The organism is Pseudomonas sp. JDS08PS003, from assembly GCF_045013505.1.
Taxonomy (GTDB): domain Bacteria; phylum Pseudomonadota; class Gammaproteobacteria; order Pseudomonadales; family Pseudomonadaceae; genus Aquipseudomonas; species Aquipseudomonas protegens_B.
On sequence record NZ_CP120724.1, the window covers coordinates 1404487 to 1416491 of the forward strand.

Sequence of the window (12005 nt, forward strand, 5' to 3'; positions counted from 1 at the left end):
ATAGTTCTGTTATCGGCAGTTTTTGCCGATCATTAATTTTTTGAGTGTGTTTTCAGATGAATGAGCAACCCGCGGCCTGCCGCATCAAAGTCGAGGCCTTGGACGCTGGATTCGCGCCGCAGGCTCAGCAATGGGCACAACGCCTGGGACTGCCGTTGCAGATCGAGGAGGCCGAGTTTGCCCTGCAGGTGGGTGAGCTGGGGCTGCAATTGCAGCAGCTGGGCGCCGATGCGCCAGGGCCGGTGCGGGTGGACTTCGTTGAAGGCGGCGCGGCCCATCGGCGGCTTTACGGTGGCGGCAGCGGGCAGATGATTGCCAAGGCGGTGGGCGTTGCTCAGGGCGTGCGGCCACGGGTGCTGGATGCCACGGCAGGCTTGGGCAAGGATGGGTTTGTCCTGGCGACCCTGGGCTGCGAGATGAGCCTGATCGAGCGCCAGCCGTTGATTGGTGCGCTGCTGGAGGACGGGCTGGCCCGTGGTGCGCTGGACGCCGAGGTGGCGCCTATCGTTGCCCGCATGCACTTGCTCAAGGGCAATTCCATCGAACTGATGCGCAACTGGGAGGGCGAGCCGCCCCAGGTGATCTACCTCGATCCGATGTTTCCCCATCGGGAGAAAAGCGCCTTGGTGAAAAAGGAAATGCGTCTGTTCCGGCCGCTGGTGGGGGACGACAATGACGCTCCGGCACTGCTGGCCGCCGCCTTGGCCCTGGCCAGCCATCGGGTGGTGGTCAAGCGCCCGCGCAAGGCACCGTGCATTGAAGGGCCGAAGCCAAGCCATGGACTGGAAGGGAAATCCAGTCGCTACGACATCTACCCGAAGAAGGCCCTCAAGGCCTGAATCCGATGCAGGCGCCGGCTTGCTGGCAAAAGCGGTTTCAGGGGAGGGTTCCTGGTTGTAGGAGCCGGCTTGCCGGCGAAGGCGATCTCAGGGCCTCTTCGCTGGCAAACCAGCTCCTACACCAGCCTGCTCCCGCACATGCCGGTTTCTACGGCCGATAGGCGCGCATGAACAGATCCACCACTTCCTGCACGTGCTCTTCTGCAGCCGCGCCTCTCAAGGGCTCGCCGCAACCATAGAGCAGGCGGAAGTTCGCCCCGCCCTTGAGCATGCAGAAGAAATGCTCGGCGGCATTGCGCGGCTTGTCGATGTGCAAGGTGCCCAGCTGATTGATTCGCCCCAGCAGCCGTTCCATACCCTGCAGAACGCGCTCGGGGCCGGCCTCAATGAACATTTGCGAGAGCTTGGGGTCCTGGTTGCCCAGGGCCATGATCAAGCGATGGAGGTTCACCGACTCATCGCTGTTGATCAACTGATGAAAGCCTCGTGCGATGTTCAACAGGACGCCTCGCACCGGTGTGTCGGGCGTCAGTTCGTAGATCAGCGTGGGCAGCTGCTCTTCGCACTTGGCCACCACGGCGGCAGTGAACAGGGTCTCTTTGTCGTTGAAATGGCTATAGACCGTGAGCTTTGAAACGCCGGCTTCGGCGGCGACCGCATCCATGCTGGTACTGGCGTAGCCATTACTCAGAAACAGGGTTTTCGCTGCTTCGAGAATGGCCTGACGTTTGGCCAGATCCTTGGGCCTGCCTGGCCCAACGTTTGCGGAGTGATTGTCGGACATTTTTTTCGCTGTTAATACTGGACTGGTGAGTTTGCTATTAATAACATACCGGCCAGTATAATTATTCCAAGCACCATTAGCGAAAGGTCGCCGCCATGTTCCGCTATGCCTTGCCAGTCAGCCTGGCTTTTTTTCTGTCTGCTTGTGGGCACGAAGAGCCCGTTCAAATTGGCGTCCGACCGGCCATGGTGGTCCAGCCAGAGCCTTCGGCACGGGCCTCGGACAGTTATCCGGGCGAGGTGCGAGCCCGCTACGAACCCGACCTGGCGTTCCGTATCGGCGGCAAGGTCAGTCGACGACTGGTGGAGGAAGGCGAGCGGGTCAAGGCCAATCAGCCCCTGGCCGAACTCGATCCCCAGGATGTACGCCTGCAACTGGAGGCCACTCGGGCCCAGGTTACGGCGGCCACCGCCAACCTCAATCTGGTGCGTGCCGAGCGTGATCGCTACAAGACCCTGCTGGAGCGGCAGATGGTCAGCCATTCCCAGTACGACAACGCCGAAAACCTCTACCGTGCCGGTGAAGCCCGCCTGAAGCAGATCAAGGCCGAGTTCGACGTGGCCAACAACCAGGCCGGTTATGCCGTGCTGCGTGCCCCGCAGGATGGCGTGGTGGCCAAGCGCGCAGTGGAAGTGGGTCAAGTGGTGGCGGCCGGGCAGACAGTCTTTACGCTCGCCACTGACGGTGAGCGCGAGGTGCTGATCAGCTTCCCCGAGCAGAACTACGGTCGCTTCAAGGTCGGCCAGCCTGTCTCGGTTGAGCTCTGGACCCAGCCGGGCCAACGCTTCGATGGGCGCATCCGTGAGTTGTCCCCGGCTGCCGATCCCAAGTCCCGGACCTTTGCTGCACGCATTGCCTTCAGTGCCGGCAAGGTTCCGGCGGAATTGGGCCAGAGCGCCCGGGTGTTCATCCAGAGCGCTGATGCGCTGTCGCTGTCGGTGCCGTTGTCGGCGCTGACTGCCGAAGGTGGCGCGACCTACGTTTGGCGAGTCGATGCCAACAACACCTTGCACAAGACGCCGGTACGGGTCGGTGCTTTCGGTGAGAAGACAGTGCCGGTGCTCGAAGGCTTGAGCGCCAGCGATTGGGTGGTGGCAGCCGGGGTGCATGTGCTCCATGAGGGCTTGCAGGTGCGCCCGGTGGATCGCTCCAACCGTGTGGTCAATCTGGCGGTCAAGGAGTAGTCCCCGATGGGTTTCAACCTTTCCGCATGGGCGTTGCGCAATCGTCAGATCGTCCTGTTCCTGATGCTGTTGCTGGCGATTGTCGGTGCGCTGTCCTACACCAAGCTGGGCCAGAGCGAAGACCCGCCTTTCACCTTCAAGGCCATGGTGATCCGCACCAACTGGCCGGGGGCCACGGCCCAGGAAGTCTCGCGCCAGGTCACCGAGCGCATTGAAAAGAAACTCATGGAAACCGGCGAGTACGATCGCATCGTTTCCTTCTCCCGCCCCGGGGAATCCCAGGTGACCTTCATTGCCCGGGATTCGATGCACTCCAACGAGATTCCCGAACTCTGGTATCAGGTTCGCAAGAAGATCAGCGACATCCGCCAGACCCTGCCGCCGGGTATCCAGGGGCCGTTCTTCAACGATGAGTTCGGCACTACCTTCGGCAATATCTATGCGCTGACCGGACAGGGCTTCGACTACGCCGTGCTCAAGGACTACGCCGACCGTATCCAGATCCAGCTGCAGCGGGTCAAGGACGTGGGCAAGGTCGATCTGCTGGGCCTGCAGGACGAAAAGATCTGGATCGAGCTGTCCAACGTCAAGCTGGCAACCCTGGGCCTGCCCCTGGCAGCGGTGCAAAAGGCGCTGGAGGAACAGAACGCGGTGTCCACTGCGGGGTTCTTCGAGACCCCCAGCGAGCGGGTGCAATTGCGGGTATCCGGCAATTTCCAGACGGTGGAGCAGATCCGCAATTTCCCGATTCGGGTCGCCGACCGCACCTTTCGCATCGGTGATGTGGCGGATGTGCGCCGGGGCTTCAATGATCCACCGGCACCGCGCATGCGCTTCATGGGTGATGACGCCATTGGCCTGGCCGTGGCGATGAAGGACGGCGGCGACATCCTGGTGTTGGGCAAGGCCCTGGAGGGCGAGTTCTCCCGCCTGCAGAAAAGCCTGCCGGCGGGGATGGAACTGCGCAAGGTGTCCGACCAGCCGGCGGCGGTGAAGACCGGGGTCGGCGAGTTTGTCCGGGTGCTGGCCGAGGCCCTGATTATCGTCCTGCTGGTGAGTTTCTTCTCCCTGGGCGTGCGTACCGGCATGGTGGTGGCCCTGGCGATTCCCCTGGTGCTGGCGATCACGTTCGCCACCATGTACTACCTGGGGATAGGCCTGCACAAGATTTCCCTGGGCGCCCTGGTGCTGGCGCTGGGCCTGTTGGTGGACGACGCGATCATTGCGGTGGAAATGATGGCGATCAAGATGGAGCAGGGTTTCGACCGGATCAAGGCCGCCAGCTTTGCCTGGACCAGCACCGCCTTTCCCATGCTCACCGGTACCCTGATTACCGCAGCGGGCTTTTTGCCGATTGCCACGGCCCAGTCCGGCACCGGCGAGTACACCCGCTCGATCTTCCAGGTGGTGACCATTGCCCTGGTGGCGTCGTGGATTGCTGCCGTGGTGTTTGTTCCCTATCTGGGGGAAAAGCTTCTGCCGGACCTGGCCAAGATCCACGCCGCCAAGCACGGCGCCGAGTCCAATCCCCATGGCACGCCTTTCTACCAGCGCGTGCGCCGGGTGGTGGGTTGGTGCGTGGAGCGGCGCAAGACCGTGATCGTCCTGACCATCCTGGCGTTCGTCGGCTCGGTGATGCTGTTCCGTTTTGTTCCGCAGCAGTTTTTCCCGGCCTCCGGCCGCCTGGAGTTGATGGTCGACCTGAAACTGGCGGAAGGCGCTTCCCTGAGCAACACCGCCGATGAGGTCAAGCGCCTGGAGGCGATGCTCAAGGATCACCCGGGCATCGATAACTATGTGGCCTACGTGGGTATCGGCTCGCCGCGTTTCTATCTGCCGCTGGACCAGCAACTGCCGGCCACCAGCTTTGCCCAGTTCGTGGTGCTGGCCAAGACCATCGAAGAGCGGGAGAGCCTGCGGGGTTGGCTGATCGCCACCCTCAATGAACAGTTCCCGGCCCTGCGCTCCCGGGTCACGCGCCTGGAGAACGGTCCGCCAGTGGGTTACCCGGTGCAGTTCCGGGTCACGGGTGAGCACATCGAAGAGGTTCGCGCCCTGGCGCGCAAGGTGGCGGCCAAGGTGCGGGAGAACCCCCACGTGGTCAACGTTCACCTGGACTGGGAGGAGCCGAGCAAGGTGGTCTACCTGAATATCGATCAGGACCGGGCCCGGGCGCTGGGTGTCAGCACCGCCAACCTGTCGAAGTTCCTGCAGAGCTCGCTGATCGGTTCCACCGTCAGTCAGTACCGTGAGGACAACGAACTGATCGAGATTCTCCTGCGTGGAACCCAGCAGGAGCGCACAGAGCTGGCACTGCTGCCAAGCCTGGCAGTGCCTACCGATAACGGTCAGAGCGTGTCGCTGTCCCAGGTCGCGACCCTGGAGTACGGCTTCGAGGAAGGGGTGATCTGGCACCGTAATCGCCTGCCCAACGTTACCGTGCGTGCCGATATCTACGGCAAGGAACAGCCGGCGACGTTGGTGCAGCAGATTCTGCCCACCCTGGAGCCGATCCGTGCCGAACTGCCGGACGGCTTCTTGCTGGAGGTGGGCGGCACTGTCGAGGACTCGACCCGTGGCCAGAACTCGGTGAAGGCTGGCGTACCCCTGTTCATCGTGGTGGTGCTGACCTTGCTGATGATTCAGCTGCGCAGCTTTTCGCGCACGGCCATGGTGTTCCTCACCGCGCCCCTGGGGCTGATCGGGGTCACCCTGTTCCTCCTGGTGTTCCGCCAGCCTTTCGGCTTTGTGGCCATGCTCGGCACCATTGCCCTGTCCGGGATGATCATGCGCAACTCGGTGATCCTGGTGGACCAGATCGAACAGGACATCAAGGCCGGCCTGCGTCCCTGGGATGCGATCATCGAAGCCACTGTGCGGCGTTTCCGTCCCATCGTGCTCACCGCCCTGGCGGCGGTACTGGCGATGATTCCGCTGTCGCGCAGTGTGTTCTTCGGGCCGATGGCGGTGGCCATCATGGGCGGCCTGATTGTTGCCACGGTCTTGACCCTGCTGTTCCTGCCGGCGCTGTATGCGGCCTGGTTCCGGGTCAGGAAGGACTGAGCCGGGCAACGCGCAAGGCATCAACCAGGGCCGGGTAGAGATTGCCCGGCCTGGTTTTTGCGGGGCACAGGCTTCCCAGCCATTGGGCAACGCGCTTCTCGAACATCCGCTGCCAGGGCTCCAGGACCAGCAGGCTTGGGCCGCGGAGTCGTCAATGGACTGCAGGCCGTTGAGGGCACCATGATCGGAGCGCCAGCTCCGGCATTTCATCCAGGGCCCCTGGCCCCTTTCCAGGGAACCTGATCTCAGCAGGAGGCGCCCATGCAGCACGCGACCCAGGTACAGCTACTCAAGAAAGCCCTGGCGCTGGCCGAGCAGGGCATTTCCGATGGCGCCGAAGCGGCGAGTGCCTTGCCCGCCAGGGTCTACCTCGATGAACAGCGTTATCAGCGCGAACGCCAGATGCTGTTCCGGGAACCCCTGCTGGTGGCGCGTTCGACGGAAATTGCCGCCGGGCATTTTCTCACCCGCGACCTGCTGGCTCCCTTGTTGCTGAGCCGCGATCCCTCGGGGCGGCTGCGGGCCTTCCTGAATGTCTGCAAGCACCGTGGTACGCAATTGGTGAGCGATGTTACCGGTGCCAATCGGGTGTTTGTCTGTCCTTATCATGGCTGGTCCTATAACCCCGACGGACAACTGCGAGGCATTCCCCATGCCTATGGTTTTGCCGATATCCAGAGGGCTTGCCTGAACCTGACCGAGGTGCCGGTAGCCGAGCGCTTCGGCGCGGTCTGGGTGCGTCATTCACCAGGACCGGCCCTGGACCTTGCGGCCTTCTTCGGTGAACAGATCCTGGCGGATTTCGACAGTTTCGCCATAGACCGCCATGTCCTGTTCGACCCCCAGGACATTCGCCGCCCGGTGAACTGGAAGCTGACCATCGACACCTTCCTGGAGAACTACCACGTCGCCAAGGCCCATCAGGCGACCATCGATCATCTGTTCTGGCCCAACCTGGGACTGTTCGAGCGCCATGGCCGGCATATCCGCAACTTCTATGTGAAGCGCAATCTGCAGGAACTGCGGGACTTGCCCGAGAGCCAGTGGGACCTGCGCCGCCACGGCAACCTGCTGTATTTTCTCTGGCCCAATACCCTGGTGCTGGTGGAGCCCGATCACCTGGATTTCTCCACGGTCTTTCCTGACGGGCCGCTGGCCACACGAGTCCTCGGGCATACCTTGTTGCAGCAGGAGCCGGCCAGTGACCAGGCTCTGCGCTATTTCCAGAAGAACAATCAGATTCTCTACAGCGCCCTGGAGGAAGACTTCGCCATGGCGGCACAGGTACAGGCAGGGATTCGCGCCGGAGCCAGCGAGCAGCTGTGGCACGGACGATTTGAAGTGGCGTTGAAGTGGTTTCACCAGGCGCTGGATGTTGCGCTGGACGATCCACAGGTGCGGGAAGGGGCGAGTCTGCAAGTACACGGCGAGCGCTGAGCGCTCGCCGGCAACTTGTGGCCTTGCCCGCTAGGCAGTGGGCAAGGCCACAGGACGGATCAGAGGGTGCCGAAGACCTTCTTGGCCAGGCTGGTAGCTGCAGCCGCCGGGTTCTGGCGAATGGTCTCTTCCTGCTTGCCGATCATTTCGAACAGGCCATTGAGGGCCTGCTCGGTCACGTAACCCTCGATATTGGCGCTCTTGGCATCCAGCACACCCAGGGTCGCGGCCTGGCCGGCGAAGGAGTTGTATTGCTTGGCCAGGCCAACCTGATCGGTGGCTTGCTTGACGATAGGCAGGAACTTGGCGCGGATCTGCTCGCGGCTGCTCTTGTCCAGATACTGGGTGGCGGAGTCCTTGCCACCGGCGAGAATGCCCTTGGCGTCAGCCACGGTCATCTTCTTCACCGCATCCACCAGCAGTGCTTGCGCTTGCGGCACGGCAGCCTCTGCGGCCTTGTTCATGCTGGTTTCCAGTTGATCGACCTGATCACCCATGCCGAACTGTTTCATTTTCTTCGCGACTTTGCCGAGGTTGCCCGGCAGTTCGATGCGCACATCGGGGTTGTTGCTGAACCCACCGGGCGTCCCCAGCTGTTTGACGGCGATCTGTGCGCCTTGGGTCAGGGCATCCTTGAGGCCACCGCTGGCGTCACCCTGGGACAGGTCGCTCAGGGACAGGGCCAGGGCACTGGCGGAGATCAGCAGGCCAGCGCATAGGCTGGTGAAACGGAGCGAGGTACGGAGCATGGCGGCTTCCTTGGGCAATGAAAATTAACGTACAGCGTCGACACGGAGTTTCAACGGCTGGGGATCCTTGCCGTCGAGGTTGACCCCGTTGTGTTCGGTGGTGATGAACATCAGCTTGCCGTCCAGTTCGATCCGCGCGCTGACCGCATAGCGGTGGCCGGGCTTGACCTGGGCCGGGTCGTAGCTGAGGTGGAAGGGCAGCGGCACCTGGCCTTTGACCGGACCATTCTGCTCGGCCAGGACCACCGCCGGAGCGTCCGCCAGGGATACGTCCTGCAGGCTCACGCTCAAGGTGGCGGCAGGCGGCAGGGCGATGCGTTGCAGATAGAAGACTTCGCCGTCGAGGCTGGCTCTGGCTGCGGGGTGCATGGCTTGGCAGGCTCCAAGCAGCGCAGTGGCTGCCAGCAGGGTGAGTTTTTTCATGACGGATCTCCGTATCGAGGGCGCCGCAGGTTCTGCGGCGCCGATAAGAATCTAGTCGTTTTGCGCCGGTGCCGCGAGCTGGTCGGCGGCATCTTCGCTGCGGTGCAGGGCGACCTGGCGGATCGACAGGCGAATCTCCGCCGGCAGCACCCGTTTGGCTGCGCCTTCGGCCAGTTCCCCCAGCAGTGGGTGGTAGCTCAGCTTGCCGGCTTCGTCGCGGCGCAGCACGCCTTGATCCAGCAGGGTCTGGATGAAGTGGCGGAACAGGCTCTTGTCGAAGAACTCCGGGGCATTGAGGCCATGGAGGATCGACAGGCGCTGGGCCATGACGGTGCACAGGTCTTCCAGTTCTTCGGCGCTGATACTGTTCTGGCCGCTGTTGAGCAACAGGGAAATGGCCATGTAGAAGCGCTGCAGGGTCTGGGCGATGCTCTTGGAGAGCAGGGTCAGCAAAACAAAATGCCGCGAGCTGGGCGCCGGGCGCAGGTACAGGTCTTTCTCGAAGCGCAGCAGGCCCTGTTCGACGAAGGCCTCCAGCCATTGATCCACCACCGCATCCAGTTCTTCCAGGGGCCAGCGGATGAACAACTCCGCCTGCAGGTAGGGATACAGCGCACGGGTGTAGCGCAGGATCTGTTCGCGGCTCATGCGCGATGAACTCTGGAAGAAGCTCGCCAGCAGCGCCGGCAGGGCGAAGATGTGCAGCACGTTGTTGCGGTAGTAGGTCATCAGGACGGCGTTCTGCTCGTCCAGGTAGAGGATCTTGCCCAGGGCGTCGCTCTGCTCGGCCAGCAGATTCATGTCCTTGACGTGCTGGATCAGCGCCTGGCCGTCGCCTTCCGGCAAGGTGGTGTGGGGCGAGTAGGGCACGCGCCGCAACAGTGCCAGGTACAGGTCCAGGACCCGGGCCATGGCCCGGTCGTCCAGGGCCAGGCGGCTGGTGGACAGCAGGGCCAGGGCTACCAGGTTCACCGGGTTGATCGCCGCAGCTTCATTGAGGTGCTGGGCCACCCGCTCGCCCAGACGGTTGGTGGTTTCGTTGAGCCAGGCCGGGCGGTATTGCGGGCCCAGTTCCTGGGTGCGCCAGTCCGGTTGTTCCTGGTCGAGGAATTCCGCCAGTTTGATCGGTTCGCCGAAGTTCACCGCCACCTGGCCAAAGCGCTGTTTGAGGGCACCGATGACTTTGAAGATGTCGAAGATCGACTCCTTCTTCTTGCTTGCGCCGCGCAGTTCGCCCAGGTAGGTGCGGCCTTCCAGAACCCGCTCGTAGCCGATGTACACCGGCACGAAAACGATGGGCATGCGTGAGGAACGCAGGAAGCTGCGCAGGGTGATGGCGAGCATCCCGGTCTTGGGCTGCAGCATGCGCCCGGTGCGCGAGCGGCCGCCCTCGACGAAGTACTCCACCGGGAAGCCCTTGGTGAACAGGGTGTGCAGGTACTCGTTGAACACCGAGGTGTACAACGGATTGCCCTTGAAGGTGCGGCGCATGAAGAAGGCCCCGCCGCGGCGCAGCAGGCTGCCGATCACCGGCATGTTGAGGTTGATCCCGGCGGCGATGTGCGGCGGGGTCAGGCCGTTGCGGAACAGCAGGTAGGACAGCAGCAGGTAGTCGATATGGCTGCGGTGGCAGGGCACGTAGATCACTTCGTGGCCCTGGGCGATTTTCTGCACGCCTTCGAGGTGGTTGACCTTGATCCCGTCGTAGATCTTGTTCCAGAACCAGCTCAGCACCACTTCCAGGAAGCGGATCGCGGTGTAGGTGTAGTCCGAGGCGATCTCGTTGCCGTAGCGCAGGGCCTGGGCCTTGGCCTTTTCCGGGGAGATCTTCTCGCGCTCGGCTTCGTCGAGGATCGCCTGTTTCACCAGAGGCTGGTTGAGCAGGCCCTTGACCAGGTTGCGCCTGTGGGAGATGTCCGGGCCGATGACCGCGGCCTTTAGGTTGCGAAAGTGCACCCGCAGGATGCGCTGGGCCATGCGCACGGTGCGCTCGTGACCCTTGTTGTGCTCGATCAGCTCCCGCAGGTTGATCGGGGCCGAGAACTGCACCCGGGTCTTGCGCCCCAGGATCATGATGCTCAGCAGCCGACGCAGGCGTCCGGTGACCGCCCAACTGTCGGCAAACAGCAGCTTCCAGGGGCTGGACTCGCTGTCCGGGGACTGGCCCCAGAACACGCTGACCGGAATGATCTGCGCATCTTCGGCTGCGTTCTGGGTCAGGGCGCTGACCAGCCGGGTCAGGGTCGGTGGTGCGCCGCGCTTGTCCTGGCGGCCGAGCCAGTCGGGTTCCGGGGTCAGGTAGAAGAACGCCGCGGGCTCCAGCAGGTTGCCCACCGACACCGGCAGCACCGGGCGTGGCAGCCCGGCCTTGGTGCATTCGGTATCGACCACGGCGAGGTCGGTCAGGGATGGGTTTTGCAGGACGTAGAACACCGGCCGGCTGCGGTCGAGGTCGAGGGTGAAGGACGACTGGTTGATGGTTTCCGAGCGGACCCAGAGGTACAGCAGTCGGCGCAAGGTGCCAAACACAAGACGGCGGATCGGGGAACGGGTCATACGGCTTCTGCGTGAGTGAGTAGAAAACCGAGCAACTGCTCGGGAGCGGTAGTGTGCCGGATTCGTCGAAAATCGGCAAAAAAGCGCCGAAACAAGATTGAGTTGAGAGTTTTTACGCCTGTCATATACTCGGCCGACTCTCCCGCGGCCGTATTGCCTCCAGTCATAGAGAGGCAGGTCGAGGGAAAGTTCTCAAGGTTTGGTTGCAGCGCACCAACCCAATAATAAAAAAATGAGGTATGGATTCATGACTACTCGTGAGACCGGCAACGTGAAGTGGTTCAACGACGCCAAGGGCTACGGTTTTATCCAGCGTGAAGGTGGGGCGGACGTGTTTGTCCACTATCGGGCGATCCGTGGCGAAGGCCACCGCTCGCTGACCGAAGGCCAGCAGGTGGAATACGCCGTGGTCGAAGGCCAGAAAGGTCTGCAAGCCGAAGACGTCGTCGGCTTGTAACCAACCTTGTAGGAGCTGGCTTGCCAGCGAAAGAGGGGCGCTGGCGATGCAATGCTCAGGGGCCTCTTCGCCGGCAAGCCGGCTCCTACGGGTATGCGGTGTTCAGGCGGTGCGCCAGGTAATCTCTTCTTCGCCGTCGGTGCTGATGCGAATCCAGCGATCGGCGGTCTCTTCACCTTCTTCCTCGACCCAACTGCCCGGTGCGCAGCGCACTTCCACATTCAGCGCGGCAAAGGCGGCGCGGGCACAGGCAATGTCGTCGTCCCACGGGGTCTGGTCGCTTTCCAGGTACAGGCTGTTCCACTTGCCAACGGCCTTGGGCAGCCAGGTCACGGGTACTGTGCCTGCTGTGCATTTGTAGGTCTGACCCTTCTGTACCCACTCGCTGCAAGGGCCGAGCACGGCGCCGAGCCAGGTGGCGATGGCCTTGTAGTCGACGTCGGCGTCTTTCAGGTAAATCTCGATATCGGGCTGGCGCATGGATGTCCTCATTGCCGGTCTGAAAAATCCATT

The 12005-nt window shown here is 62.6% G+C and carries 10 protein-coding genes; 5 read left to right on the forward strand and 5 right to left on the reverse strand.

What is annotated here, in order from left to right; genetic code table 11:
• Nucleotides 1-56: 56 nt before the first annotated feature.
• Nucleotides 57-839 carry a class I SAM-dependent methyltransferase gene (locus tag P7C00_RS06320; protein ID WP_346633448.1) on the forward strand — a complete coding sequence of 261 codons (783 nt, stop codon included), beginning with the start codon at nucleotides 57-59 and terminating at the stop codon, nucleotides 837-839.
• Between the two features lie 148 nt (nucleotides 840-987).
• Here P7C00_RS06320 and P7C00_RS06325 read toward each other — a convergent pair whose 3' ends face one another.
• On the reverse strand, nucleotides 988-1623 hold the full coding sequence (locus tag P7C00_RS06325; RefSeq protein WP_404938323.1) for a TetR/AcrR family transcriptional regulator: 636 nt from the start codon (nucleotides 1621-1623) through the stop codon (nucleotides 988-990).
• A gap of 95 nt (nucleotides 1624-1718) precedes the next feature.
• Between P7C00_RS06325 and P7C00_RS06330 the strand changes: the two genes are divergently transcribed.
• From P7C00_RS06330 to P7C00_RS06340, 3 genes are all read left to right on the forward strand, one after another.
• Nucleotides 1719-2807, forward strand: coding sequence for an efflux RND transporter periplasmic adaptor subunit (locus P7C00_RS06330; protein ID WP_346633446.1), 1089 nt, complete (start codon nucleotides 1719-1721; stop codon nucleotides 2805-2807).
• Between the two features lie 6 nt (nucleotides 2808-2813).
• Entirely contained in the window at nucleotides 2814-5870 is a 3057-nt protein-coding gene (locus P7C00_RS06335; RefSeq protein WP_346633445.1) for an efflux RND transporter permease subunit, read from the forward strand.
• Between the two features lie 261 nt (nucleotides 5871-6131).
• Nucleotides 6132-7307 carry an aromatic ring-hydroxylating dioxygenase subunit alpha gene (locus P7C00_RS06340; protein WP_404938324.1) on the forward strand — a complete coding sequence of 392 codons (1176 nt, stop codon included), beginning with the start codon at nucleotides 6132-6134 and terminating at the stop codon, nucleotides 7305-7307.
• 59 nt (nucleotides 7308-7366) lie between these two features.
• Here the strand turns inward: P7C00_RS06340 and P7C00_RS06345 are convergent, their stop codons facing one another.
• From P7C00_RS06345 to plsB, 3 genes are read right to left on the reverse strand one after another with little or no spacing between them, the layout of a single operon-like run.
• Nucleotides 7367-8056: a DUF4197 domain-containing protein gene (locus tag P7C00_RS06345; RefSeq protein ID WP_102878539.1), complete on the reverse strand. Its 690-nt coding sequence runs from the start codon at nucleotides 8054-8056 to the stop codon at nucleotides 7367-7369.
• Between the two features lie 24 nt (nucleotides 8057-8080).
• The gene (locus P7C00_RS06350) at nucleotides 8081-8479 is read right to left on the reverse strand and encodes a YbaY family lipoprotein (RefSeq protein ID WP_346633443.1); all 399 of its coding nucleotides are present in this window, start codon (nucleotides 8477-8479) and stop codon (nucleotides 8081-8083) included.
• A gap of 51 nt (nucleotides 8480-8530) precedes the next feature.
• Complete coding sequence (gene plsB, locus P7C00_RS06355; RefSeq protein ID WP_346633442.1) at nucleotides 8531-11035, reverse strand: glycerol-3-phosphate 1-O-acyltransferase PlsB; 2505 nt, start codon at nucleotides 11033-11035, stop codon at nucleotides 8531-8533.
• 247 nt (nucleotides 11036-11282) lie between these two features.
• Here plsB and P7C00_RS06360 point away from each other — a divergent pair, with 247 nt between their 5' ends.
• Nucleotides 11283-11492, forward strand: a complete 210-nt coding sequence (locus P7C00_RS06360; RefSeq protein ID WP_011059510.1) for a cold-shock protein — start codon at nucleotides 11283-11285, stop codon at nucleotides 11490-11492.
• Between the two features lie 102 nt (nucleotides 11493-11594).
• Here P7C00_RS06360 and P7C00_RS06365 read toward each other — a convergent pair whose 3' ends face one another.
• Nucleotides 11595-11972 (reverse strand): hypothetical protein, encoded by a 378-nt coding sequence (locus P7C00_RS06365; protein WP_346633441.1) that lies wholly within the window; start codon nucleotides 11970-11972, stop codon nucleotides 11595-11597.
• Nucleotides 11973-12005 lie beyond the last annotated feature (33 nt).